The organism is Streptomyces sp. HSG2 (assembly GCF_016598575.1).
Classification (GTDB): Bacteria; Actinomycetota; Actinomycetes; order Streptomycetales; family Streptomycetaceae; genus Streptomyces.
On the sequence record NZ_CP066801.1, the window covers coordinates 2501018 to 2524648 of the forward strand.

Here is a 23631-nt window from a genome sequence, read left to right on the forward strand (position 1 = left end):
GGTCAGAGTGTGCGCAGCAGCACAGCCGGCTGTTCCACACAATCCGCCACGTACCGTAGGAAACCTCCCGCAGTGCCCCCGTCGCACACCCGGTGATCGAAGGTGAGCGACAACTGCACGACCTGCCGCACGGCGAGTTCCCCGGCGTGCGCCCAGGGCTTGGGTGCCACGCGCCCCACACCGAGCATCGCCGCCTCGGGATGGTTGATGATCGGCGTCGAGCCGTCCACGCCGAAGACCCCGTAGTTGTTGAGAGTGAAGGTGCCTCCCGTCAACTGGGCAGGCGACAGCGTGCCGTTCCGCGCCGCCTCCGTCAGCCGCGCGAACTCGGCCGAGAAGGACTCGGCGCTGCGCGTGTGCGCGTCCCGCACCACCGGGACCACGAGCCCACGCGCGGTCTGGGCCGCGAAGCCCAGGTGGACCCGGTCGAACCGGACGATCTCCCGGGCCTCGTGGTCGACCCTGGCGTTCAACTCCGGGTGGCGAGCCAACGCGGCGGCGCAGATCCGCGCCAGCAACGCCATCAGGGAGACCCGCGGACCGTCCACGCCGTTCACGGCGGCCCGGGCACGGATCAGTTCGGTGGCGTCGGCGTCCACCCAGCAGGTCGCGTCAGGGATCTCGCGCCTGCTACGGGACAGCTTGTCCGCCACGGCGCCACGCAACCCCCGCAGCGGCGTGCGGACGCCATCGACGCCGGGAGAGGGGGACGTCGGAGCCCCGCCCCTCGGTCCGGGATCCGCCGGGGCGGCCGACTCCGACGACGGACGCGCCGCCTCGCCGCCCGGTCGCCCGATCGCCCGCCGGTCCACGCCCAGGACGTCCTCCACGTCGCTGCGGAGGATCAACCCCTCCGGACCGGACCCCCGCAGCTCCCGCAGATCGACTTGGTGTTGCCTGGCCAGTCGGCGGACCAGCGGGGAGATGACGGGCACCGGGCCCTCGGGCCGCTTCGCCGGGCGTGGGTGCCCGTCCGCTCGCCCGCCCGCGCCGGTCGGACGCGCCGCCCCCGCCGGCCTCACCCTGCGGCGTCGCGAGGACGCCCCAGAGGTGCCGTAACCGACCAGGACGTTCCCGGACCCTCCGGTCGCGTCCGACGCCTCCGGGGAACCGCTTCCCACGCCGGGCGCCCGCGCTCCCCGGTCCCCGTCCGGGGCCTGCCCGTCCACACCGATCGCCACCGTCAGCAGGGGCGAGCCCACGGGCAGTTCCTCGCCCTCCTCACCGAATCGGGCGGTGACCACCCCCGCGTGAGGGCAGGGCACCTCCACCGACGCCTTGGCGGTCTCGACCTCCACCACCGGCTGGTCCACGACCACGACGTCACCGACATCGACCAGCCAGCGCACGATCTCCGCCTCGGTGAGCCCTTCGCCGAGGTCGGGAAGCCTGAACTCCAGCGCCCGCGTCATCGGCTCTCCGCCTCCCACTGCAGACGCCCCACCGCGTCAAGGATCCGGTCCACGCCGGGCAGATGATGGCGCTCCAGCATGGGCGGGGGATACGGCACGTCGAAGCCCGCCACCCGCAACACCGGCGCCTCCAGCCGATGGAAGCAGCGTTCCGTGACCCGGGCCGCGATCTCCGCGCCGGGCCCCGCGAAGGATCCCGCCTCGTGGACGACGAGGGCACGCCCGGTCCGTCGCACGGAGGCGCACACCGTCTCGTCGTCGAACGGGACCAGAGACCTCAGATCGACCACTTCCAGCTCCCAGCCCTCGGCGACGGCGGCCTCCGCCGCCTCCAGGCAGACCGGGACGGAAGGCCCGTAGGTGAGAAGGGTGACGCTCCGCCCCGGACGCCGCACCACCGCCCGGCCGACCGGCTCGACGGCCGCGGGCGCCTCGGGGTCCCACGGCTCCTTCGACCAGTAGAGGCGTTTGGGTTCGAGGAAGACCACCGGATCGTCGGAGACGACGGCGGCGCGCAGCAGACCGTACGCGTCGGCGACCGTGGCGGGTGTGACGACGTGCAGCCCCGGCGTCGCCATGTAGTACGCCTCGGACGAGTCGCTGTGGTGCTCCACACCGCCGATTCCTCCCCCGTAGGGGACGCGAATGGTCAGGGGCATGGGCAGGCGGCCTCGGGTGCGGTTTCGCATCCGGGCGACGTGCGACACCAGTTGTTCGAACGCCGGATAGGCGAAGGCGTCGAACTGCATCTCCACCACCGGGCGCAGACCGTACATCGCCATCCCCACGGCCGTGCCCAAGATGCCGGCCTCGGCGAGCGGGGTGTCCGTGCAGCGGTGCTCGCCGAACTCCTCGGCCAGCCCGTCCGTGACCCGGAAGACGCCGCCGAGCTTCCCGACGTCCTCGCCCATGACGTGGACACCGGGATCGGCGGCCATGGAATCGCGTAGCGCGCGTCGGAGAGCGCTCGCCAGAGTGGCCGGCTTCTCGGCGAGAGTCGTCACCGGCCGGCTCCTTCCGCCTCCGCGCTCAGCTCGGCGCACAACCCGTCACGTTGCTCGCGAAGCTGCCGGGTGGGTTGGTCGTACACATGGGCGAAGAGCGCGAGGGGATCGAGCTGGGGGGTGACGTTCATCCGCGCTCGCAGGTCCGCGGCCATCCGTTCGGCCTCCTCCTCGACGGCCCGCACCCCCTCGTCGTCGAGCAGGCCACGACGGGTCAGCTCCCGACGCAGGAGTTCGACGGGGTCGTGCTCGCGCCAGGTCTCGACCTCGTCGTCGCCCCGATAGCGCGTGGCGTCGTCGGCGTTGGTGTGGGCGTCCACCCGATAGGTGATCGCCTCGACCAGAGTGGGCCCGCACCCCTGCCGGGCCTGGTGGACGGAGTCGGCGAGTACCTGGTGGACCGCGACGACGTCGTTTCCGTCGACCAGGCGACCGGGCATGCCGTAGCCGACCGCCTTGTGAGCCAGAGACGGGGCAGCGGTCTGCTTGTCGAGGGGGACGGAGATGGCGAAGCCGTTGTTCTGCACCAGGAAGACGACCGGCGCCCGCCAGACGGCCGCGAAGTTCAGCGCCTCGTGGAAGTCTCCCTCGCTGGTGCCCCCGTCGCCGACCAGTGCCAGGGCGACGACGTCGTCGCCCTGGAGACGGGCCGCGTGCGCCAGCCCCACCGCGTGGGGCAACTGGGTGGCGAGCGGCGTGGACAGCGGGGCCACGCGATGCTCACGCGGGTCGTAGCCGGTGTGCCAGTCGCCCCGGAGCAGGGTGAGCGCCTCGACGGGGTCGACGCCCCGGGCGACGACAGCGAGCGTGTCACGGTAGCTCGGGAAGAGCCAGTCGTGGTCCCGCAGGGCGTGTGCCGCCGCGATCTGACACGCCTCCTGACCCGCGCTCGACGGGTAGACGGCGAGCCGCCCCTGCTTCGTCAGCGCCGTGGCCTGGGTGTTGTATCGCCTGCCGCGCACCAGCCGAGCATGCAGGGCGAGGAGCGACTCGGGGTCGATGTCACCGGCCGCGGCCGTCCCGAGGACGCGGTACGGCTCGGCGTCGGGCAGCAACGGCGCGGGGTCCGTACGGGGCTGCCAGGCGGGTGGCGGCGTGGGCCGGTACCCGACCCGCTGCTCCGTGACCGTCATGACGGCACCTCCTCGTGGGAGCGGCTTCTCGGCCCCCACGGGTGTGACGGGCCTCACCTACCGATTGTTCGGTCGCCGGGGCATTTTGGCTACAGGCGGCCCCGGGCTGTGGACAAACGGTTGTCCACAGCCTGTGATGACAGCAGTACGTCCATCGTAGGAAGGCGGGGGGAGATGGCATCTGAACAAATGGCCGAGCCGGGGGACGGAGTCGAGAGCACCGCGGGGCAGGCACCTGTCCCGCGTCCGCTCTCCCGCCCCATGGACGCCGTGGATCGCGGCATCCTGCGGGTACTGCAGACGGACGGTCGCGCGTCGGTACGGTCGGTCGCCGAGCGGGTGCACGTCTCCCGCGCCAACGCCTACGCGCGCATCAACCGCCTCGTCGAGGACGGGGTCATCCGCGGATTCGGCGCCCGTGTCGACCACGAGCGGGCGGGGCAGGGGACATCCGCGTACATCACGCTGAGGATCGTGCAGAACAGTTGGCGCACGGTCCGCGAGCGGCTCAGGCAGTTGCCCGGGGCCTCCCACATCGCCTTGGTCGGCGGCGACTTCGACGTCCTGCTGTTGGTGCACACGCCGGACAACCGCGCCCTGCGGGAGCTGGTCCTGACCCGTATCCAGTCGATACCCGAGGTGCTGGGCAGCCGGACCCTGCTGGTCTTCGAGGAGGAGGACCTGGAGTCCGGCGACTGACCTCGCCGGCATCTCTCGACCGTGCCCGGGCCGCGCACCGCTCGCTCCGGCCGGTGTGGGCGCCCTGGGAGGACCCGCCCGACTGCCCGATCGAGGCCTCCACGTCGGGGCGGGCCCGCTCAGCGCTCCCGGCGCAGGCCCTCGAAGACGAGGCGGACCACCGCGTCGCGGACCTCCGAGGCACCCGTCTCCCGTCCCTCGGGGCGATACCACTCCACGATGGAATTGATCATCCCGAAGGCGAGGCGCGTGGCGAGCCGGGCCTCCACGTCGTCCCGCACGTCGCCCTCGCCGGCGGCGGCCCGCAGCAGCTCCGCCACCCGCCGGTCGAACTCGCGGCGCCGTTCCAGCGCCCAGCGCTCCGTGGCGGTGTTGCCGCGCACCCGGAGCAGCAGGGTCACGTGGGGCAGCTCGGCCATGAGGACCTCGACCGTGCGCCGCACCACGTACTCCAGCCGCTCCACGGCCCGGCCACGCCGCGCGGGCTCCTCCTCCAGGATGCCGAAGAGCCCGTCCAGCGCACGGCCGACGGACCGGCGCAGCAACTCCTCCTTGCCGGAGACATGATGGTAGATCGACGACTTGGAGATCCCCGCGGCCTGGGAGAGGTGCTCCATCGAAGTGCCGTCGTAGCCTCGCTCCTCGAAGACCCGCACGGCGACGGAGAGCAGGGTCTCCGGGGTGTAGGTGTCGCGTCGGCCGGAGTTCACGCGGCCTCTCCCTCCCCTGCCCGACCGGCGTGGGCGTGCCGGCGAAGGGCGAGGGACGGCGCGTATCGACCGGAGGGGTCGCGGCGGTGAGCCTCGGAGAGGGGCCCGCCACTCGCGCTCGCGGAGGGGGCAAGGGCCACTCGGGTGGCCCGACGGTAGTCGAGGGCCAGGTCGAATCGGACCGCGGCGCCCGACTCCGAGGCGGTCCGGCCGTCGGCGAGGAACACACGACCGCCGCTCGGCAGGAGCATGCCCGAGGGCCCCTCCACGTCCCCGGCACGGACCTCGATGCCCGCCTCGCGGATCAGTGCGGGCAACTCGGCTGCCGGTTCGGCCGGTTCCCCGACGACCACGTGCCCGGGCGTCGTGCCGGCGGGCCGGGCGCCGATGGCGTCGACGGCCTCCCTGGCCCGCCCCGGAACGGCGTCGTAGAGCCGCACGGGATGTCCGGCCACCAGCGCCACCCGCGCTGTTCCCTGGCCCATCGTGCCCGTTCCGGCGACGGCCGCGGCACGGTCGAGGTCGAGTGCTGTCATGGGCGCGATCCTCCCGCACGGCGTCCGTCCACAGATGCGGGGGACCCCCTTGTCCCGACCGATCGTTCGGTTACTCTAACCCTGTCCGGCTGTTCCCGCCCAGAATTCCGCCCAGGTCCTCCCGTCCGGGCCGCGAGCCCGGCGGAGAGCTCTTGAGACGAGGAGTCGCTCCCCCATGGCCGCCGAACTCACCGCGCACTCACTGATCGCCGAACACCGGCCCACCCTCGACCGTGCGCTGGAGGCGATCACCACCCGCGCGTACTGGTCCCCCCACCCCGAACACCCCAAGGCATACGGGGAGAACGGCGGCCTGGACGCGACCGCGGGCAAGGCGGCCTTCGACGCCCTGTCGGGTACGCGCTTCGACCTCGGACAGCCGGGCACCGACGGATGGGTCGACGGCGAGTCCTCCCCGTACGGCCCCTCCCTCGGGGTCGGCTACCCTCACGCGGATCCCGACACGCTTCTCCCCGCCATGGAGGAAGGGATCCCCGCGTGGCGCGACGCGGGACCCGAGCTGCGTGCCGCGGTCTGCCTGGAGATCCTCGGTCGGATCGGCGACCGGACCCACGAGTTCGCCCACGCGGTCATGCACACCTCCGGCCAGGCGTTCATGATGGCGTTCCAGGCGGGCGGCCCGCACGCCCAGGACCGCGGTCTTGAGGCCATCGCGTACGCCTACGCGGAGCAGGTCCGTGTCCCCGCGAGCGCCCGATGGGTGAAGCCACAGGGCAAGCGCGACCCTCTGACGCTCACCAAGCGCTTCACCCCGGTCCCCCGCGGCATCGGCCTGGTGATCGGTTGCAACACCTTCCCCACGTGGAACGGCTACCCCGGCCTGTTCGCCTCGCTGGCCACGGGCAACGCCGTCCTGGTCAAGCCCCACCCGCGGGCCGTGCTGCCGCTCGCGCTCACGGTGCGGATCGCCCGCGAAGTGCTCGGCGCGTCGGGATTCGACCCGAACCTCGTCTGTCTCGCGGCCGAGCGACCGGGCGAGGGCATCGCCAAGACCCTCGCGGTCCGGCCGGAGATCCGCGTCGTCGACTACACCGGATCGACGGAATTCGGGGACTGGCTGGAGGCCAATGCCCGCCAGGCACAGGTGTTCACCGAGAAGGCCGGCGTCAACACCGTGATCGTCGAATCCACCGACGACTACCGGGGCATGCTGTCCAATCTCGCCTTCTCCCTTTCCCTGTACAGCGGCCAGATGTGCACCACCCCGCAGAACCTCCTGATCCCCCGTGGAGGAATCCGCACCGACCAGGGCCCCAAGACCTTCGACGAGGTGACCGCGGACCTCGCGCGGGCCGTCGACGCACTCCTGGAGGACGACGCGCGGGCCTGTGGACTGCTCGGTGCCCTCGTCAACCCGGACGTCAAGGCCCGTGTGGAGAGTGTCGCGGATCTGGGCGAAGTCGTCCTGGCCTCCCGCGAGATCACCCACCCCGAGTTCCCCGACGCCGTCGTGCGCACCCCGGCCATCGTGAAGGTGGACGGAGCGAAACCGGACGACGAGGCCGTGTATCTGAGCGAGCGGTTCGGCCCGATCTCCTTCGCCGTCGCCGTCGACTCCCCCGGCCACGCGGTGCGGCTGCTGCGCCGTAGCGTCAGAGAACAGGGGGCGATGACCGTCGGCGCCCACACCACCGACCCGGAGGTGGAACGGGCCGTCACCGAGGCCTGTCTGGCGGAGGCCGCCCAGCTGTCGCTCAACCTCACCGGCGGGGTGTACGTCAATCAGACGGCCGCGTTCTCCGATCTCCACGGCTCCGGCGGAAACCCGGCGGCCAACGCCGCCCTCACCGACGGCGCCTTCGTGGCCTCGCGGTTCCGCGTGATCGAGGTACGAAGCGAGGAGCACAACACCTCGGAGTCCGCCTGACGGCGGCCCTCACCGGACGGTGGCGGGGCGGGCCCGTGGTGGCCCGCGTCGTCCCCGCCCGCCCCGGCGCGCGGGGAGCGACATGCCCCTGGGCGAGGATCAGGACGGGCCCTCGTCTGGAGCGGCGAGGCGACCGACCGACGCGCCGGCGCTCCAGTGGTACAACGCCATGGCGACGCTGGTCGCCAGGTTGTAGCTGGAGACCCCGGCGCGCATCGGGAGCGACACCAGCCGGTCGGCCCGGCCGCGGAGTTCGCCCGAGAGCCCGTCGCGCTCGGAGCCGAAGGCGAGTAGGGCGTCGTCGGGCAACCGCAGGCGACGGAGGTCCTCGCCCGTCGGGTCGAGGGCGTAGAGCGGGCCGTCGGGGAGGCGGTCGACTTCCACGGGTTCCACGACCGTCGCGAAGTGCAGCCCCGCGCCGCCCCGCACCACGGTGGCGTGCCAGGGGTCGAGCGTCCCCGTCGTGACCACCCCCGTGGCGCCGAAACCCGCCGCGAGCCTGACCACGGCCCCGGCGTTGCCGAGATGGCGCGGCCGGTCGAGCACCACGAGCGGCGCCCGGCGGGGGATTCGCGCCAGCTCCCGGAGGTTGGCATCCCGCGAGGGGCGCTCGGCAAGGGCCGCCACGCCGGTGGGATGTGGCCGGGGAACCAGAGATTCGTACACGGACCCGGGGACCTCGTCGAGGATCGCGCCGAGTCGCTCCCGCAGGTCGGGTGCCAGCTCGTCGGCGAGGGCCAGCACGGCCCGGCGGTCCTGGGTCACCGCCGCGGGGACCTCCGCACCGAAGCGAAGGGCGTGCTTGAGCGCGTGGAAGCCGTCCAGCAGCACGGTGGAGGAGGCGAGCCGACGCCAGTCGGTCACGAGGTCGGTCATGCGGGGAAGCCTACGGGCGGCTCGGCGGGAGCTTCGCCCCGACGGCCCCGCACCGATCGGACCACGCGTCGACGGAGCCTCTCCCGCAGCCGCCCGAGCCGGCCGGCCACCCGGCGCAGGAAGGAGGTCGGGAGGAAGAACGAGTCGGACGCGATCATCGCCATCGAGAAGAAGGGCAACCCCAGAACGACACCGATCGCGAGGTGCTCCACCACCATGAACACCAACAACGGGTTCTTCAGACGCCGATCGAACAAGGCGAAGGGGAAGGCGACCTGTGCGATCACGGTCCCGTAGCTGACGACCATCACCAGCGTGGCACTGGAGGCGAGGAAGGCGGCCAGGGAAGGCCAGGGCGAGAAGTACTCCAGGTTCAAGGGGTAGTGGACGGCGGTGCCGTCCTGCCAGCGCGACCCCTGGATCTTGTACCATCCGGCCGTCGCGTAGATCAGACAGACCTCGGCCGCGATCACCAGCAGGGCACCGTTGTGCACGACATCGGCGATCAGGTCCAGCAACACCCTCGGTTCGCGGAACCGCTCGACGTGCCCGACGACCCACCACCATCCCTGAGCCGTCCAGACGGTCCAGAGAGCCACCGGCACCATGGGATCGCCGCCGAGCCGATCACCGAGCGTCGCCCCGAGCAGCGCGCAGCCGAAGGTGCCCCACAAGGCCGGCCCGATCCGGTCCGGGACTCGCCGTCCGCGCCCGCGCGCGGCGGCCGCGCGCCTTTCGCGGCGCGCGTCCAGGGACCACACCCGTCCGCACCGAGTGAGGACCAGGTACAGGCTCATCAGGTGCAGGACGTTGTCCCCGCCGTCGCCGACGAACACACTGCGGTTCTGGAGGGAGAGCACGCCCACCATGAAGAGCACCGACATGGTGCGGGTCCGCCAGCCGAGGAGGAGGAGAGCGCTGCTCGCCACGGCCGCCAGGTAGCCGATCTCGAACCACAGCCGGCCGTCCCGCCACAGAAGCGCCGTGAAGGCCCCGTTGTCGGCGACCAGTTGTCGGGCCAACGAGGTGTTCCACGGCCCGTCGGGTCCGTACAGCCCATGGCGGTGGGGGGCCTCCCGCAAGAGGAAGAGCAGCCAGGTCAGGCTGATCCCGATGCGCAGCAGTGCCGTCTGGTACACGGCGAGCGGCCCGTCGGTGACACGCCGGAGCCCGCGGCCCGCGGTCCGGATCGGGCGACTCATCCGGTCACGCCCCCCGACTCCGGGTGCGGAACCGACCACCAGGGGAGTTCCCGGTAGTGAGGTCGGAGGGACGTCCCCTCGCGGCCCCATTCGGGCGGCGGCACGTCGGTGGTCCGGGCGCGAAGCTGGACCCGGTGGATGGTCCCGCCCGCTCCGGCTGCTCCGTCGCGGTCCAGTCGCAGCACCGCGAGCCGACGCAGGTAGGACTCGGAGAGCGCGCCCCGCGAGCCGAGGGGCCGGTCGTCACCGTCGTGGGTCGCGAGGAAGAAGTCCCAGGCCCGGCGGAGTTGGTTCTGTCGCGTGTGACTGGGGGCCGGGTCGCCGTCGATGGCCCGCCCGTCCTCGGCGGACAGGTCGCGCCATTCGGTCGTCCGCCTGTCTCCGTCGGCCGTCCGTACCTCGGCCCGCGCCTCGACCGCCGTCTCCCTCTGAAGCGGGTTCGGGGCGAACAGCTTCCAGTTCTGCTCGAACTCCGGATAGATCCAGGCATCGATGGTCTCGGCGTGCCGACGCGACAGCGTGTTGTCCGGAGCGACGTGGAGGAACACCATGCCGATGTGGACGCACACCGTCACGGCGACCACCGTCACGGCCAGGAGGGCGCCTACCCGGTAGTGGAAGGACAGCGCGGACAGACGGGAGCGGGCCTCGGTCGGGACGGGGGCCTGGGAGCTTCGGGCCTCCGGTCCCTCGCGCGCTCCCTCGCGAGGCGGCGATGCCGGCGCCTCGGACGGAGGCGTCGCCTCGGGCGGGATTCGGGGGGCGGGGAGCGTGGAAGGGGTCTCGGACACGTCGGGGCGGCTCGGCTCGATGTCGTGCGCTTCCATTCCGTCCCGCTTTCCCTGTCCCACGGCGTCCGGCGCGGACCGCCCGCCTCCCGAGATCGCCGACGCTCACACCGCCCCGTCCCGGCCTCGCCGACGGCGTGTCCTGACGCGGTCGCGCGGCCCGGACCGATCCCTCCTCGGCAGCCCGCATGGGGGCGAGAGCCCTCGACACGAGCCCCGGCAGATTATCCACAGCGGTTGACAGCTCGGGAGGACCGTCCCACCATGGAACCTCGCAGACCGAACGATCGGTCGGGAGGATTCCCGGCAGACCCGGGCCAAGGGGGATCTCATGGCGACAGCGGCCGAGAAGGACACATCCGGTGCGGGTGAGGGCCCCGGTCCCGACCGACTCGCCGATCCACACGGCCACGAGCAAGCCTTCGACGCCGCCATCGCGGCCGACGAGCGCATCGAACCACGCGACTGGATGCCGGACGCCTACCGCGCGACGCTCATCCGGCAGATCGCCCAACACGCCCATTCCGAGATCATCGGCATGCAGCCGGAGGCCAACTGGATCACTCGCGCCCCCTCGCTGCGCCGCAAGGCCATTCTCATGGCCAAGGTCCAGGACGAGGCGGGCCACGGGCTCTATCTCTACAGCGCCGCCGAGACCCTCGGCGTGAGCCGAGAGGAACTGCTGGACAAGCTCCACTCGGGCCGACAGAAGTACTCGTCCATCTTCAACTACCCCACGTTGACCTGGGCCGATGTGGGGGCCATCGGCTGGCTCGTGGACGGAGCCGCCATCACCAACCAGGTGCCGCTCTGCCGCTGCTCCTACGGCCCGTACGCGCGGGCGATGGTCCGGGTCTGCAAGGAGGAGTCCTTCCACCAGCGGCAGGGATACGAGCTGCTCTTGGCCCTGAGCCGGGGCACGGCGGAGCAGCACGCCATGGCCCAGGACTCCGTGGACCGTTGGTGGTGGCCGTCGTTGATGATGTTCGGCCCCTCGGACGACGCCTCGCGGCACTCCGCCCAGTCGATGGCCTGGAAGATCAAACGCCATTCCAACGACGAGCTCCGCCAGCGATTCGTCGACATCTGCGTACCGCAGGCCGCGTCCCTCGGGCTCACCCTTCCCGACCCCGACCTCCGATGGAACGAGGAGCGGGGCCACCACGACTTCGGCCCCATCGACTGGGCCGAGTTCAGGGGCGTCCTCGACGGCGACGGCCCGTGCAACGACCAACGGATCACCCAGCGCCGCCGCGCCCACGAGGAAGGCGCGTGGGTGCGGGAGTCGGCCGCGGCCTACGCGGCCAGGCACACCGACGAGCACGAGGGAGCACGGGCATGAGCAGCACCGACTGGCCGCTGTGGGAGGTATTCGTCCGCTCGCGTCGCGGGCTCTCCCACACCCACGCGGGCAGCTTGCACGCGCCCGACGCCGAACTCGCCCTGCGCAACGCGAGGGACCTGTACACGCGCCGCGGCGAGGGAGTCTCCCTCTGGGTCGTCCCGGCGTCCGCTATCACCGCCTCCTCACCCGACGAGAAGGACCCGTTCTTCGCCCCGGCGGCCGACAAGCCGTACCGGCACCCCACGTTCTACGAGATCCCGGAAGGGGTGCGGCACCTGTGAAGACCCCGACCGCCCACCTCGGCCTGCCGGCGCCCGGCGCCCTCGCTCTCGGCGACGACGCCCTGGTGCTCTCCCACCGCCTGGGAGAATGGGCCGGCCACGCCCCCGTTCTGGAGGAAGAGGTCGCTCTCGCCAACATCGCGCTCGATCTGCTGGGCCAGGCACGCGTGTTGCTGTCCGCCGTCGGGGACGAGGACGAACTGGCCTTCCTGCGGGATGAGCGGGCCTTCCGGAACCTCCAGCTGGTCGAGCAACCGAACGGCGACTTCGCGCACACCATCGCCCGCCAGCTGTACTTCTCCGTCCACCAGCACGCGCTCTTCGACGCCCTCGCCTCGGGTTCCGGTCCGTTCGCCCCCCTAGCGGCCAAGGCGGTCAAGGAGGTCGCCTACCACCGGGACCACGCCGAGCAGTGGACACTCCGTCTCGGCGATGGCACGGAGACCGGACACGTGCGGATGCGCCGGGCCTGTTCCGCGCTCTGGCGGTACACCGGGGAGATGTTCCGGCCGGTGGAAGGCGTCGACGTCGACTGGGAAGGACTGGAACGCACCTGGCTGGAGACCATCGAGGACATCCTGCGTCGCGCGACCCTCTGTCTGCCCGAGGGACCGCGGTCCGGCGCCTGGGCCGCCGGCGCGGGCCGCCAAGGGCTCCACACCGAGAGCTTCGGCCGGATGGTGGCGGAGATGCAGCACCTGCGTCGGAGTCACCCCGGGGCGTCCTGGTGACCCCGCTGGAGGCGGAACTCCTAGAGATCGCCGGATCGGTGCCCGACCCCGAGATGCCCGTCCTGTCGCTGCGCGAGCTCGGCGTCCTCCGCTCGTTGCGCGCTCACGGGCCTGAGTCCGTCGAGGTCGAGCTGACCCCGACCTACACCGGCTGCCCCGCGATCGAGGCGATGGCGCAGGACATCCGGGAGGCTCTCGGCCGGCGTGGCGTCCGCGACGTCGAGGTCCGAACGGTGCTCACCCCGGCGTGGTCCACCGACGACATCACCCCCGAGGGACGGTCCAAGCTCCGGCGATTCGGGATCGCACCCCCGCGACCGTCGGAGGCCCACGGCCCCGTCTCCCTGAGGCTGGGCGCGACGCGACGAGGGGCGGTCGGCCCTTCATACGCCGAACCACCCGAGACGGCCGGGAGGGAAGCCCCTGTCCACTGCCCGCTCTGCGGCTCCCCCGACACCGAGTTGCTCAGCCGATTCTCCTCCACCGCGTGCAAGGCGCTGCGCCGATGCCGCGGTTGTCGCGAACCGTTCGACCACTTCAAGGAGTTGTGATGGCCCGCTTCCACCGCCTTCGCGTGGCCGCGGTCGACCGACTCACCGAGGACTCCGTCGCCCTCACCCTGGCGGTCCCCCCCGAACACACCCGGGACTTCCGCCACGTCCCCGGTCAACACCTCACGCTGCGCCGCTTCGTGGGGGGACGTGAAGAGCGCCGCACCTACTCGATCTGTTCCCCCGCACCCGACCCGCGAGCGGCGGCCCCCGAGTTGCTGAGAGTGGGAATCCGCTTGGTGGAGGGGGGAAGCTTCTCGACGTACGCGGCGAAGGAGATCGCCGTCGGGGACCAACTGGAGGCCATGCCCCCCGCCGGCCGCTTCACTCTGCGGCCCGCGCCGGGACACTACGCGGCGATCGTGGGCGGCAGTGGCATCACCCCGGTGCTGTCCATCGCCTCCACGCTCCTGGCATGTGAGCCCGCAGCCCGCTTCTGCCTCGTCCGGGGTGACCGGACGTCCGCGTCCACCATGTTCCTCGAAGAAGTCGCCGATCTGAAGGACCGCTTCCGGGAACGGTTCCACCTGGTGACGATGCTGTCGCGAGAAGAGCAGCAGGCGGGCCTGCCGTCGGGCCGGCTCGACCGAGCCCGCCTCGCCGCCTTGTTGCCGGTCCTGCTTCCCGTCGGAGGAATCGACGGCTGGTTCCTCTGCGGTCCACAGGGGTTGGTGCGGGCGGCGGAGTCGGCGCTGGAGGACCTCGCCGTCCGTCGGGACCGCGTCCACCAGGAGATCTTCCACGTGGACTCTCCCGCGCCGGACTCCGATCCCCTGCCCACCTTGAACCACGGCACGATCACCGCCCGCCTCGACGGACGGAGCGGCACCTGGTCCGTCCGACAAGGCGAGTCCGTCCTGGATACCGTGCTGCGCAACCGCGCCGACACCCCCTACGCGTGCAAAGGCGGGGTCTGCGGCACCTGCCGAGCCCTCCTCGTCTCGGGGGAGGTCCGTATGGACCGCGACTACGCCCTGGAGGCGGAGGAGATGGAACGGGGATACGTCCTGGCCTGCCAGTCCCGTCCCATGACCGAGGCCGTGGAAGTGGACTTCGACCGATAGCCTCGGGACCGGCCGGCCGGGCACCGCGAGATGCGCCGGCCCCCAGCGGCGCTCACCTCTCGCACCGAGAAGACGCCCCGCTTCTCGTGGGGGGAGGCGGACGGCTCCGGCTGCGGCCGAGCCGTCCCTCGGTCCGGACGGCGCGTTCCCATATCCGTCCGTCCGGTCTAAAGTGACGTGCCATCAGATGCGTAGTCCCCTCGTCCGCTCGCGCGGCCGAACGGTCGGTCGCACGCCCCCGGACCACAGGCCCTCTGGAGGATCCGCGTGGACTTCACCTTCACCGAGGAGCAGCGGGCCGCCGCGGAGGCCGCCAAGGGCGTCTTCGCCTCCGTCGCACCCGACGCGGTGACCAGTCCGACGCTCGCGCCGGGAGCCGTCGCCGAAGGATGGGACACACCCCTGTGGACGCGGCTGGCCAAGGCGGACCTGCTGGGTCTGCCCCTGAGAGCCCCCCACGGTTCCGGGCTGGACACGATCGCCCTGTGCCTCGTGCTCAGGGAGTCCTCCCGGGTACTGGCCCGCGTGCCACTCCTGGAGAACAGCGCGGCGGCGGTGGCCGTCCAGAGACACGCCCCTTCCGACCCGGGAGACGACCTGCTCCAGCGGGTGGCGCGCGGAGAGTCGGTGTTGACGGTGGCCTCCCACGGTCGGACCGGTCACGAGCCCGCCGAACTCGCGGTCTCCGCGCGACGGAACGGCGCCCGGTGGGTGCTGGACGGTATCCAGACCGCCGTACCGTGGGCGTTCGACGCGGACGTCGTCCTCGTACCGGCGTGCGCCGAGGACGGACGGCCGGTGGTGGCCCTGGTCGACCGCGAGCAGCCGGGAATCGAACTCGTCGAGCAGGTCTCCACGTCGGGTGAACGACTCGGCGAACTACGCCTTCGCTCCACCGAGATCGCCACCCGCGACATGCTGACCGGCGAGGGGGTCTGGGACGACCTGCGGGACCTGCTGACGATAGGCACGTGCGCCCTGGCCCTCGGGCTGGGAGAACGCGTGTTGCGCATGACCGGCGAGTACACCGGCGAACGGGAGCAGTTCGGCCACCCCCTCGCCACGTTCCAGGCCGTCGCCATGCAGGCGGCGGACCGCTACATCGACCTCCGGGCGATGGAGGTGACTCTCTGGCAAGCGGCATGGCGCCTGGACTCCGCAACGGACGGCCCACTTCCCACCCGCGCGGACGTGGCGGTGGCCAAGATCTGGGCCGCGGAGGGGGTGCGCCGCGTGGTCCAGACGGCGCAGCACCTGCACGGCGGATTCGGCGCGGACGTGGACTGCGTCCTTCACCGGTATCACGCCTGGGCCAAGCACCTCGAACTTGCCCTCGGCCCCTCCTCGGCCCACGAGGAGGTGTTGGGCGACCTGCTGGCGGCCCACCCCATGGCGATCAACTGAGGAAGGAGAGGCGGCCACCCCGGAGGGGCCCCACCCCTGCGGCATCCGTCCTCCACCGACGTCGTCGGCCGCCCGGAGGCCGGCCCGTCGCCGCCACGACTTCGCCCGCTACAGCACCTGCCCCGGCTCGTCTCGTTCCGTGACGACGGGCCGGCCGGTGGCGGCCCAGACCTGCATGCCGCCCGCCACGTTGACCGCGTCCACCCCGCGCTGAATCAGGTACTGCGTGACCTGTGCCGACCGCCCACCGCTCCGGCAGATCACATGGATCCGCCCGTTCGGCGGGGCCGCCGCGCTCAATTCGTCGTAGCGAGCCACGAACTCGCTGACGGGAAGGTGCACCGCGCCCCGGGCGTGGCCCGCCCGCCATTCGTCGATCTCCCGGACATCCAGCAGGAAGTCGTCGTCCCCGAGATGCGTGACCTCTACAGTGGGCACACCGGCTGCGAAACTCATGCCTCCGACGCTACCGGAAGGCAGGGCCACTGCCACGCCCTCGCCGAGCACGGCCTCGCTACGGCCGTCCCACCAGATCCGCGAGCTCCGCCTCTCGCTCGGCCACCTGGCCCTCCAATCGCTCCGCGATCTCCTCCAACAACCGGTCCGGATCATCGGGCGCCAACCGCAGCATGGCCCCTACGGGTCCCTCTTCCAACTCCCGCGCGACCTTGGTCAGAAGGTCCTTGCGCCGCGAGAGCCACTCCAGACGGGCATACAGTTCCTCGGCCCGACCAGCGACGGGACAAGGAGGCCGAGGTCCCGACTCCCACTCCGCGGAGAGCTCGCGCAGCCCACCCTCGTCCGCCCGTGCGTAGGCCGCGTTGACCCGTGTGATGAACTCCTCCCGGCGCACCCGGTCCGGCTCGTCCCGCGCCAGGTCGGGATGGGCCCCGCGCACCAGCTCGCGATAGAGACGACGGACCTCCTCCGGAGGCCGGACGCGCCGCGGCGGCCTGACAGGCCGGTCGGTGAGCATCGCGACGGCCTCCGGGAACAGCCCCTCCCCGTCCATCCAACCGTGCAGCAGTTCCTCGACGCCGGGCAGCGGGGCCAGACGCTCCCGTGCCTCGTCGGCGCGCCGACGGTCCTCCGCATCGCCGCTTCGGGCGGCGCGCTCCGCGAGAAGACGAGCATCCAACTCTTCCAACCGCGCGTACAGCGGACCCAACCGCTGATGGTGAAGTCGGGAGAAGTTCTCCACCTCGACCCGGAAGGTCTCCACCGCGATCTCGTACTCGATCAGCGCCCTTTCGGCCGACCGCACGGCCCGCTCCAACCGATCCTCGGGGCGGGCGTCTTGTCCTGGCGGCACCGACCCTTCAGGGGGTCCGCCATCGGCCTGTTCAGCTTCCGGGATCGTCACCCGACCAGCCTAGGTCACGGCCGGACCCATGCCGGTCCGCTCGCCGCCCCGCCCCCGGACAACCACGACAACGCGGAGGCGCGGGAGCCGAACCGCCACCTGTCACTCCCGGGCGGCGTCGACGGTGTGCCTGGGGCGAGACGTCCGGGGCGGCCCCTCGGCCCTCACACCCCCATCTCGGCCGCCACTCGACCGCCACGCACCGCCGCCACCAAGTCGGCGTGATCGGCCTCGGTCCGGTCCGCGTAGGCGAGGGCGAAGACGGCCCCGGCTTCGTCGAGTTCGTCGCTCTTGCCGCAGTACGCGGCGAGGAGTCTCGGGTCGACGGTGTGCGCGTGCGCGCGAGCGAGGAGCGCCCCGGTCATCCGCGCGTAGTCGTCGATCTGATCCGCCGCGAGAGCGGCCGGGTCGACACTGCCCTTCCGATTGCGGAACTGCCTTACCTGGAAGGGACGTCCGTCGACGGAGGTCCAGCCCAACAGGACGTCGCTGACCACCTGCATCCGCTTCTGACCGCTCACCACGCGCCGACCCTCGTGCTCCACCTCGGGCACGGCGAAGCCCACCGACCCCAGGTGGGGTGACAACACCGAGGTGCGAGCCTCCTTGACCTGCAACACCAGTGGCCGGCCCCGGTGGTCCAGCAGCAGTACGACGTAGGACCGGGTCCCGACACTCCCGGTGCCGACGACCCGAAAGGCCACATCCCGCACCGCGTAACGGGCGAGCAACGGATGCCGATCCTCCGGGACCGTGCGCAGGTAAGGCCCCAGGGCCGCCACGACCGCCGCCGCCTCCCGGTCGGGGACCCTGCGCAGCACCGGAGGCGCGTCCACGAAGCGCCGACCCCCGTCCGGGGCGGGCTCGGTCGACTTGGCCGCGAAGCGCCCGCTGGTGTTGGCCCGCGCCTTCTCCGACACCCGTTCCAGGATGCCGAGCAGATCGTGGGCGTCGGCGTGCGAGACCAACTCCTCGTCCGCGATGGCGTTCCACGCGTCCAGCGCCGGCAACCTTGCCAACAGACGCATGGTTCGTCGGTAGGAGCCCACCGCGTCGTAGGCGGCCTCCCGGCAGGTCTCGTCGTCGGCTCCGGCCTCCCGCCCCGCCGACACCAGCGACACGGCCAACCGCTTCAGATCCCACTCCCAGGGGCCGTGGACCGTCTCGTCGAAGTCGTTCAGGTCAATCACCAGGTCGCCACGGGCATCCCCGTACAGACCGAAGTTCGCGGCGTGCGCGTCACCGCACAACTGGGCGCCGACCCCGGTCACGGGAGTGCGGGCCAAGTCGTACGCCATCAGCCCGGCCGCCCCCCGCAGGAACGCGAACGGCGTCGCCGCCATCCGTCCGACGCGAATCGGGGTCAGCTCGGGGATCCTCCCCCGGCCGGATTCCTCGACAGCGCGTACCGCCCCCGGCCGCGCCGGGTCCCATACCACGCGCGCGTGCGCCGACCGCGGCACGCTCACCCGCAGCGCCTTGCCCCGCGCCTTGGGGGAGTCGGTCGCGGGCCATCCCGCGAAACCCGGCACCGAGGGCAACCGGTCCTCGCCGCCGGCACACTCCGTCCCCGCCCCGCTGATCCCCTCCGCCATCGTCGTCGTCCTCCCCGAGACCGTCTCCGCGCGCGCGGATCTCCGGCCCGGAGCCCGCGTGTCCCGCGAGGGAGTCACGCCGCGCAGGTGTCGCGCCGCCCTCCCCACAGCGGGACCGGCCCCACCGTACGCCCCGGCGCGCGCCCGTGTGGCTCGGGCTCGCACCACTCTCGACAGCCTCCTCACCCGTACGGCGCGCCGGCCGTTCGGTCGCTCTGCCCAGCGGAGGGGAATCCACTCACCACTGCCCCGCGTCATCGTCTCCCCCCACCCGCCCCGGTCCCCGCCCTCCCCGACCTGGACGTCGAACCGGCCCGACGGTGGCCTTCACACCTGCTCAGGATCGACGGCGTACGTCGGAGCCGCGGTCTGCGGCGGCACTCTCCATGTCCGACCCTCCACGCTGCCCTGACCGAGGACGGCCGGGCCGTACGTCGAGCCGGCCGTGGCCCTGATCGTTCGGGGATCGCTCTCGCTGATCACGCTCACGCGCCCTCCACGCGAAGACGCTTCACTCGCCACGAGCAAGCCGGCTCTCCGCGGTTCTGGTGCCACGAGCGGCGAACTCGCCGAGAAACCCAAGATCACCGGGCAGGCGCGCGGCCGGGAGTCGAACTACTTCCGCCCGCCACCATCGAGGTCGGGCGACCGGAGGCTGAGAGAGACATCACACCTCCGAGTCGCGTTCGCCGGTCCGAACCCACCCGCGCGGACCCCCCGGACTTCCGGCTCCGACGCGAACAAAGGAGACGGCTCTCGTCGTGATCACGACGAGAGCCGTCTCCATATGTATTGTGGGGCACCGACGAAACGCGCTGTTCAGGGCCTATTCGACACCCGTTGAAGATCGCTTCCCGCGCTGATGTATTGAGCCTGGATCCACCGCGTGAATTCTCGTCTCCGGTATCCGGCGGGCTCGGGGTGATCTTTCGGGGTGCGGGCAGCACGATGGGCCGGGTGGCCGTCCGGTGCGGGGTCTCCGAGGTTTTTCAGGTCGTGGGTGGTCAGGTCGGCTGCGTGGTTCAGGTGAGCATGCGCTGGCCGGTGGCGGTCCACAGGTCGGTGAAGTCGTCACACCAGCGCCAGCGTTCGGGCAGGTGGAGGGTGAGGCGGCGGGCTCCGGTGGCGATCCGGGCGGGGATGTTGATGAGGTGGCGGCGGATGGTGCCGGTCCTCGCCTTGGCGTGGAAGGCGGAGGCGAGGTGGCCGCTCGCACGGGTGAGGTTGTAGGCGGTGGCGGCCAGGGTCAACCAGGCGGCGTTCGCGGTGAACTTCCCCGAGGGCAGGTGGGCGAGGGCGGAGTCTTCCAGGTCGGCGAAGACCTGCTCGATGACGGCGTGTTCGCGGTGCATCGGCTCGGCCTGAGCGAGGACGAAGGGGCTGTCGGTGAAGATCACATGGTGGCGCCAGACCCCGAACAGTTCGGCCTGGCCGGCGGGCACGCCGGTGGGGTTCAGCCGCTTCACGCGGCGCACGATGAGCCGTGCGGTGGTGTGGAACGCCTTCTTCTTGCTGGTGAACGCGGTGAAGGGGATCTCGGTGATCTCGGCGTCGGAGATCCAGCGTTCCTCCTCGGCGTCCCAGACGGCGCTGGCGTACTTGATCGGCGTCCAAGCGTCCTCGGGGATGCCCGCGATGGCCTCGCGGATGGTCTTCTTGACCGCGACGGCCAGAGAGAACGCGGCGCCGGCCTTGCGGCACACATCGACGACCTTGTGGGAGAAGTACGCCGAGTCCGCGCGGACGACGACTTGGGCGGTGATGCCCATGGCCCGGACCGTGGCCAGTGCCTCGCGCAGCAGACTCGCCGCGCCCTTGCCGGAGCCTGCCGAACCCTTGCGCAGCCTGGTGGCCACGATCACGGGGGCGCAGGTGGACGTCTTCACGGTGACGATCTGGAAGTGCAGCCCGCGCTGCTTGGTGTAGCCGAAGGAGGCGCCCTGCTTGGCAGGGCCGTAGACCTGCTTGACCTTGGAGTCGATGTCCACGAACACCACCTCGTCCCGCTTCGGGATGAGGCCGGTGTGCGCGGCCAGGCGGCAGGTGAACGCCCGTGCAGCGGACTCCAGTTGGCGCACATGCCCCCAGGTGAAGGCACGCAGGAAACTGCCCAGCGTGGAGGGCGCCCGCACCCCGCCGAACAGGCGCGGCAGCCCGCCGTGACGCAGTATGTCCAGGTCGTCGATGCTGTCCGCCCCGGCGACCATGCCGCCCACGATCGACATCGCTTTCGCGTCGGCGGCCGTACCGGCCCCGTTCTTCGCAGTGGTCAGGTGGACCTTCTCGGCCACCAGAGCGGGCAGACCGCACCGCTCGGCCAGCCGGAACGTCGGGACCAGCCCGGCGTGCGCGATCAGGTCAGGGTCGTCGAACGCGGCGAAGAGCTCCGCGGGCCTGTGGGAGACTTTCACTTACGAGGTGCCTTGCTTCGTGGGACTGGTGTGGGCGTAGGAACTCCCATCGTCCCAGGTCAGCAGGCACCTCTTCTCTTTTCATCGCCCGCAGGCCGAGTATCACGCGGTGGATCCAGGTTGAGGCGGAACTGTTCAGTTGCCTATTCGAGGGTGTAGCGGACGTGGCGGGCGTGGAAGTAGCCGCGGACGTGGTGGGGCTGTTGCTGTCGGCGGTGGAGGAAGCGTCGGGTTTCGCGGGCGAGGTCGTCGACCGAACGGGCCCCGGGCGGCGTGGACTGGCCCGGGTTCCGCAGTTGATGTAGCGGTATAGTCCGTAGATTCGGGTGTTGACGTGCGGAAACGCGCCGTCGGCTGGTGGGACGGCGTGTATCTAGGGCCGGTGGTTCGTGCTGGTCAGCGGCTCGCGGGGGCGAGCTGGTAGATCCGTGGCGGTGGGTCGAGCTTGAGGGCGTTCAGCAGGTCGCGTTGGGGTTTGGTGATCTCGGTGCGCTGCTGGAAGGTGCCGGCGGGGCCGGTGAAGGTGCCGAGCTTGATGCGGTCGAGTTCGTGGCGCAGTGTCGGCCAGGTCTGTCCGGTCTGGGTCTCGGCGATGCGGGCCAGGAGCAGGGCGAGCCAGCAGAGCAGAACGTGAGCGCGTATGCGCTCTTCCTTGCGGTGGAAGACCGGTCGCAGGTCGATGACCTGCTTCATGTCCCGCCAGCCCCGTTCAACTTCGAGGAGTTGCTTGTAACCGAGCGCGATGTCCTCGCTGGTCATCTTGGGGTCGGAGGTGCGCAGCAGGTACTTGCCGTCCAGGTTCTCCTCGGCCTTGATCTTCGCGGCGGCGATGCGCAGCAGCCCGCCGGGCGTGACGCGCAGGTAGCGGTTGAGGCCGGGCTTGGTGGAGATCACCCCGCGCAACTCGGCGCGCTTGGCCGGGGTGAGCTTGTCGGTGTTGTCGATCAGGTCGGTGAGGTGGGCGACGAGGCGGTCTCTGACCTTCGCGTCGCGGTCGGCGGCGTCAGAGTTGAAGCAGATGACGAACCGTTCGTCCTCGCGGATGCGGACCTCCTTGACCCGCAGGTTGTCCCGGAAGTCCTGGTAACGGCCCTGGCGGGCCAGCGCCTCGGTGGCCTCGGCCGATCCGGAGCGCAGCTTCTCGCCGATGATGTAGTGGTGATCGGCCGTGCGGAGGTGGTGGCGGTTGCGTTCGGAGGCGAAGCCGCGGTCGGCGACCCACACGATCCGGGAGAGGGTCCAGTCGCGCATGTCGTCCTTGACCTGCCTGATCAGCGCCGAGTCGCTGGTGCAGCCGGGCCAGGACCACACCCGCACCGGGATGCCGGTGCGGGTGACGGCCATCCCGATCACGACCTGCGGGAGATCATCACGGTGGTCCTTGGACTTGCCGAACGACCGGAAGCCCCGTACTTGGTGCTCGTCGGTCGCCTCGTTCTCGCCGACGGGCCGGCCCTGCTCGTCGCGGGCGACGGCTTCGTCGGCGTCCTCGGTCTCGAAGTAGGTGGAGGTGGTGTCGAAGAACAGCAGGTCGACCTCCAGGTTGAGGAGGTTGGCGACCTGGTGGAACACCTCTTCCTCAAGCGCGGCGGAGATCTCGAGCAGCCAGTCCATCGCCCGGTAGCAGGCGTCGTCGCTGGTGGCGGGCAGCCCGTCGATCGCGACGTCGTCATTGACCCACCGGGCCGCCGCGAGCTTCGACGACGGCGCCAGGGCCCGGTTGGCGACCAGCGCGAACAGCACCCGCTCCGCGCTGGCATCGAGACGACGCTTCTTGAGCAGCCGTTTCATCGCCTTGCCGATCTGAAGCTGCTGCCAGAGCCCGTCCAGCACCCAGGTGCCGCCCAGCGGCCGGGACTCCACGAACACCAGACCGTCGGCCGCCGCGGACAGAGCGGCATCGGGGTCCAGGAACCGGGTCACCGAGGCCACCAGCCGCTGCAGCGCTTCTCGGTTGGAGGCGTCCTCCCGGCCGAAGTTGTAGATGACCTGCGCCTTGGACCGCTTCGCCGCCGGGTCCCACACGTTGTGCGCCAGCTGCAGGTAGCGCACCACCGTGCCGTCCTTGTTCCGCCGAGGAGTCGACCGCAGATACATGGACTAGAACCTAGCGCTACAACCCAAGGCAGGGACGGGAAAGCGCCTACAAGCGTGTATCTAGGCCGAAACTCGATTCCCGCCAGCCGTCACACCGCTGACCAGCAGGTTCGACCTCACCCGCGGCCCAGAACCCCGATTAACTGCGGAACCCGGGCCAGGCGGCGCAACGACTTCGTCGTCCACGTCAGCGGCTTCATCGGGTCGCCCCGCGTGTTGTCCTCGACCAGCTCCAGCAGGGCCGGCACCAGGCCCGGGTCCTTGTCCGCCAGGGCCGGACGGCCCGCTCCCGGCCGTCGCACCCGCCTGTCCGGCTCCGCGACGGCGTCGAGTTCGGCCAGGCCCCGGCCGACGCACCCCTTCGAAACCCCCGCAGCCCGCGCCACCGCGGCGATCCCGCCGTGCCCCAGCTGCCGGGCCTCCGCGCCGTAGAGGATCCGGCGCTGCCGCTCATTCAGATACGGCGTCACCGCCTCGAGCTTCGCCCGTAACGACCCCGTCGATCCATCAAAGCGCCTCATACCACATCAACGAGCCCAAC

General features: G+C 71.2%; 22 protein-coding genes and 3 pseudogenes. 9 read left to right on the top strand and 16 right to left on the bottom strand.

Translation table 11 applies throughout. The annotated features are described in order from the left end of the window. Positions 1–2 precede the first annotated feature (2 nt). Genes JEK78_RS10450 through pdhA form a run of 3 tightly spaced genes read right to left on the bottom strand, consistent with a single transcriptional unit; the run spans position 3 to position 3549 of the window. Positions 3–1412 (bottom strand): dihydrolipoamide acetyltransferase family protein, encoded by a 1410-nt coding sequence (locus tag JEK78_RS10450; protein ID WP_200263805.1) that lies wholly within the window; start codon positions 1410–1412, stop codon positions 3–5. Next, positions 1409–2416, bottom strand: coding sequence for an alpha-ketoacid dehydrogenase subunit beta (locus JEK78_RS10455; RefSeq protein WP_200263806.1), 1008 nt, complete (start codon positions 2414–2416; stop codon positions 1409–1411). The genes JEK78_RS10450 and JEK78_RS10455 overlap by 4 nt, the downstream gene beginning before the upstream one ends. Then, a complete protein-coding gene (pdhA, locus tag JEK78_RS10460; protein ID WP_200263807.1) occupies positions 2413–3549 on the bottom strand; it encodes a pyruvate dehydrogenase (acetyl-transferring) E1 component subunit alpha in 1137 nt (378 codons plus the stop codon). Before pdhA ends, JEK78_RS10455 begins: the two co-directional genes overlap by 4 nt. A gap of 174 nt (positions 3550–3723) precedes the next feature. On the opposite strand from pdhA, the gene JEK78_RS10465 reads away from it, so the two are divergent. Further along, positions 3724–4248 carry an Lrp/AsnC family transcriptional regulator gene (locus tag JEK78_RS10465; protein ID WP_200263808.1) on the top strand — a complete coding sequence of 175 codons (525 nt, stop codon included), beginning with the start codon at positions 3724–3726 and terminating at the stop codon, positions 4246–4248. Positions 4249–4367: 119 nt separating this feature from the next. On the opposite strand, the gene JEK78_RS10470 is transcribed toward JEK78_RS10465, so the two are convergent. The 3 genes and pseudogenes from JEK78_RS10470 to JEK78_RS23785 all read right to left on the bottom strand — a co-directional run. Further along, a complete protein-coding gene (locus tag JEK78_RS10470) occupies positions 4368–4958 on the bottom strand; it encodes a TetR/AcrR family transcriptional regulator (RefSeq protein ID WP_200263809.1) in 591 nt (196 codons plus the stop codon). After that, a pseudogene (locus JEK78_RS23320) lies at positions 4955–5287 on the bottom strand (hypothetical protein); the annotation flags it as partial. The gene JEK78_RS10470 and the pseudogene JEK78_RS23320, both read right to left, overlap by 4 nt. A gap of 111 nt (positions 5288–5398) precedes the next feature. Further along, a pseudogene (locus JEK78_RS23785) lies at positions 5399–5494 on the bottom strand (hypothetical protein); the annotation flags it as partial. A gap of 175 nt (positions 5495–5669) precedes the next feature. Here JEK78_RS23785 and paaN point away from each other — a divergent pair. After that, positions 5670–7382, top strand: a complete 1713-nt coding sequence (paaN, locus tag JEK78_RS10480; protein WP_200263811.1) for a phenylacetic acid degradation protein PaaN — start codon at positions 5670–5672, stop codon at positions 7380–7382. Positions 7383–7481: 99 nt separating this feature from the next. Here paaN and JEK78_RS10485 read toward each other — a convergent pair whose 3' ends face one another. Genes JEK78_RS10485 through JEK78_RS10495 form a run of 3 tightly spaced genes read right to left on the bottom strand, consistent with a single transcriptional unit; the run spans position 7482 to position 10287 of the window. Beyond that, positions 7482–8258 carry a TrmH family RNA methyltransferase gene (locus tag JEK78_RS10485; RefSeq protein ID WP_200263812.1) on the bottom strand — a complete coding sequence of 259 codons (777 nt, stop codon included), beginning with the start codon at positions 8256–8258 and terminating at the stop codon, positions 7482–7484. Further along, positions 8255–9460 carry an HTTM domain-containing protein gene (locus JEK78_RS10490; protein ID WP_200263813.1) on the bottom strand — a complete coding sequence of 402 codons (1206 nt, stop codon included), beginning with the start codon at positions 9458–9460 and terminating at the stop codon, positions 8255–8257. Before JEK78_RS10490 ends, JEK78_RS10485 begins: the two co-directional genes overlap by 4 nt. Next, a complete protein-coding gene (locus tag JEK78_RS10495) occupies positions 9457–10287 on the bottom strand; it encodes a DUF5819 family protein (RefSeq protein WP_200263814.1) in 831 nt (276 codons plus the stop codon). Before JEK78_RS10495 ends, JEK78_RS10490 begins: the two co-directional genes overlap by 4 nt. Positions 10288–10579: 292 nt before the next feature. Here JEK78_RS10495 and paaA point away from each other — a divergent pair, with 292 nt between their 5' ends. From paaA to JEK78_RS10525, 6 genes are all read left to right on the top strand, one after another. Beyond that, entirely contained in the window at positions 10580–11590 is a 1011-nt protein-coding gene (paaA, locus tag JEK78_RS10500; RefSeq protein ID WP_200263815.1) for a 1,2-phenylacetyl-CoA epoxidase subunit PaaA, read from the top strand. Then, on the top strand, positions 11587–11874 hold the full coding sequence (paaB, locus tag JEK78_RS10505) for a 1,2-phenylacetyl-CoA epoxidase subunit PaaB (protein WP_200263816.1): 288 nt from the start codon (positions 11587–11589) through the stop codon (positions 11872–11874). The genes paaA and paaB overlap by 4 nt, the downstream gene beginning before the upstream one ends. Next, on the top strand, positions 11871–12605 hold the full coding sequence (gene paaC / locus JEK78_RS10510; protein WP_200263817.1) for a 1,2-phenylacetyl-CoA epoxidase subunit PaaC: 735 nt from the start codon (positions 11871–11873) through the stop codon (positions 12603–12605). The genes paaB and paaC overlap by 4 nt, the downstream gene beginning before the upstream one ends. 53 nt (positions 12606–12658) lie before the next feature. Further along, positions 12659–13156 carry a 1,2-phenylacetyl-CoA epoxidase subunit PaaD gene (paaD, locus tag JEK78_RS10515; protein ID WP_200264098.1) on the top strand — a complete coding sequence of 166 codons (498 nt, stop codon included), beginning with the start codon at positions 12659–12661 and terminating at the stop codon, positions 13154–13156. Continuing rightward, on the top strand, positions 13156–14220 hold the full coding sequence (locus JEK78_RS10520; protein WP_200263818.1) for a 2Fe-2S iron-sulfur cluster-binding protein: 1065 nt from the start codon (positions 13156–13158) through the stop codon (positions 14218–14220). The genes paaD and JEK78_RS10520 overlap by 1 nt, the downstream gene beginning before the upstream one ends. Positions 14221–14487: 267 nt before the next feature. Beyond that, the gene (locus tag JEK78_RS10525) at positions 14488–15624 is read left to right on the top strand and encodes an acyl-CoA dehydrogenase family protein (protein ID WP_200263819.1); all 1137 of its coding nucleotides are present in this window, start codon (positions 14488–14490) and stop codon (positions 15622–15624) included. 108 nt (positions 15625–15732) lie between these two features. On the opposite strand, the gene JEK78_RS10530 is transcribed toward JEK78_RS10525, so the two are convergent. From JEK78_RS10530 to JEK78_RS10550, 5 genes are all read right to left on the bottom strand, one after another. Next, entirely contained in the window at positions 15733–16062 is a 330-nt protein-coding gene (locus tag JEK78_RS10530) for a rhodanese-like domain-containing protein (RefSeq protein WP_200264099.1), read from the bottom strand. A gap of 76 nt (positions 16063–16138) precedes the next feature. Next, the gene (locus JEK78_RS10535; RefSeq protein ID WP_200263820.1) at positions 16139–16936 is read right to left on the bottom strand and encodes a hypothetical protein; all 798 of its coding nucleotides are present in this window, start codon (positions 16934–16936) and stop codon (positions 16139–16141) included. Positions 16937–17151: 215 nt separating this feature from the next. Continuing rightward, positions 17152–18582, bottom strand: a complete 1431-nt coding sequence (locus JEK78_RS10540) for a DUF2252 domain-containing protein (protein ID WP_200263821.1) — start codon at positions 18580–18582, stop codon at positions 17152–17154. Between the two features lie 327 nt (positions 18583–18909). Beyond that, positions 18910–19071: a hypothetical protein gene (locus JEK78_RS10545; protein WP_200263822.1), complete on the bottom strand. Its 162-nt coding sequence runs from the start codon at positions 19069–19071 to the stop codon at positions 18910–18912. A 533-nt stretch (positions 19072–19604) separates the two neighbouring features. Continuing rightward, positions 19605–20993: an IS1380 family transposase gene (locus tag JEK78_RS10550; protein WP_200261518.1), complete on the bottom strand. Its 1389-nt coding sequence runs from the start codon at positions 20991–20993 to the stop codon at positions 19605–19607. Positions 20994–21157: 164 nt separating this feature from the next. On the opposite strand from JEK78_RS10550, the gene JEK78_RS23790 reads away from it, so the two are divergent. After that, positions 21158–21298: a hypothetical protein gene (locus JEK78_RS23790; protein ID WP_200263823.1), complete on the top strand. Its 141-nt coding sequence runs from the start codon at positions 21158–21160 to the stop codon at positions 21296–21298. A gap of 91 nt (positions 21299–21389) precedes the next feature. Here JEK78_RS23790 and JEK78_RS10560 read toward each other — a convergent pair whose 3' ends face one another. Together JEK78_RS10560 and JEK78_RS10565 are read right to left on the bottom strand one after the other, a co-directional pair. Next, positions 21390–23090, bottom strand: coding sequence for an IS1634 family transposase (locus tag JEK78_RS10560; RefSeq protein WP_200263824.1), 1701 nt, complete (start codon positions 23088–23090; stop codon positions 21390–21392). A gap of 155 nt (positions 23091–23245) precedes the next feature. Further along, positions 23246–23611 (bottom strand): annotated as a pseudogene (locus tag JEK78_RS10565) (ISAzo13 family transposase); the annotation flags it as partial. Positions 23612–23631: the final 20 nt, after the last annotated feature.

Coding starts and splice junctions, on each gene's coding strand:
- paaA (WP_200263815.1), top strand. CDS start 10,580: ATGGCGACAGCGGCCGAGAAGGACACATCCGGTGCGGGTGAGGGCCCC.
- JEK78_RS10540 (WP_200263821.1), bottom strand. CDS start 18,582: ATGGCGGAGGGGATCAGCGGGGCGGGGACGGAGTGTGCCGGCGGCGAG.
- paaB (WP_200263816.1), top strand. CDS start 11,587: ATGAGCAGCACCGACTGGCCGCTGTGGGAGGTATTCGTCCGCTCGCGT.
- JEK78_RS10450 (WP_200263805.1), bottom strand. CDS start 1,412: ATGACGCGGGCGCTGGAGTTCAGGCTTCCCGACCTCGGCGAAGGGCTC.
- paaN (WP_200263811.1), top strand. CDS start 5,670: ATGGCCGCCGAACTCACCGCGCACTCACTGATCGCCGAACACCGGCCC.
- paaD (WP_200264098.1), top strand. CDS start 12,659: ATGCCCGTCCTGTCGCTGCGCGAGCTCGGCGTCCTCCGCTCGTTGCGC.
- JEK78_RS10495 (WP_200263814.1), bottom strand. CDS start 10,287: ATGGAAGCGCACGACATCGAGCCGAGCCGCCCCGACGTGTCCGAGACC.
- JEK78_RS10520 (WP_200263818.1), top strand. CDS start 13,156: ATGGCCCGCTTCCACCGCCTTCGCGTGGCCGCGGTCGACCGACTCACC.
- JEK78_RS10485 (WP_200263812.1), bottom strand. CDS start 8,258: ATGACCGACCTCGTGACCGACTGGCGTCGGCTCGCCTCCTCCACCGTG.
- JEK78_RS10490 (WP_200263813.1), bottom strand. CDS start 9,460: ATGAGTCGCCCGATCCGGACCGCGGGCCGCGGGCTCCGGCGTGTCACC.
- JEK78_RS10560 (WP_200263824.1), bottom strand. CDS start 23,090: ATGTATCTGCGGTCGACTCCTCGGCGGAACAAGGACGGCACGGTGGTG.
- pdhA (WP_200263807.1), bottom strand. CDS start 3,549: ATGACGGTCACGGAGCAGCGGGTCGGGTACCGGCCCACGCCGCCACCC.
- JEK78_RS10465 (WP_200263808.1), top strand. CDS start 3,724: ATGGCATCTGAACAAATGGCCGAGCCGGGGGACGGAGTCGAGAGCACC.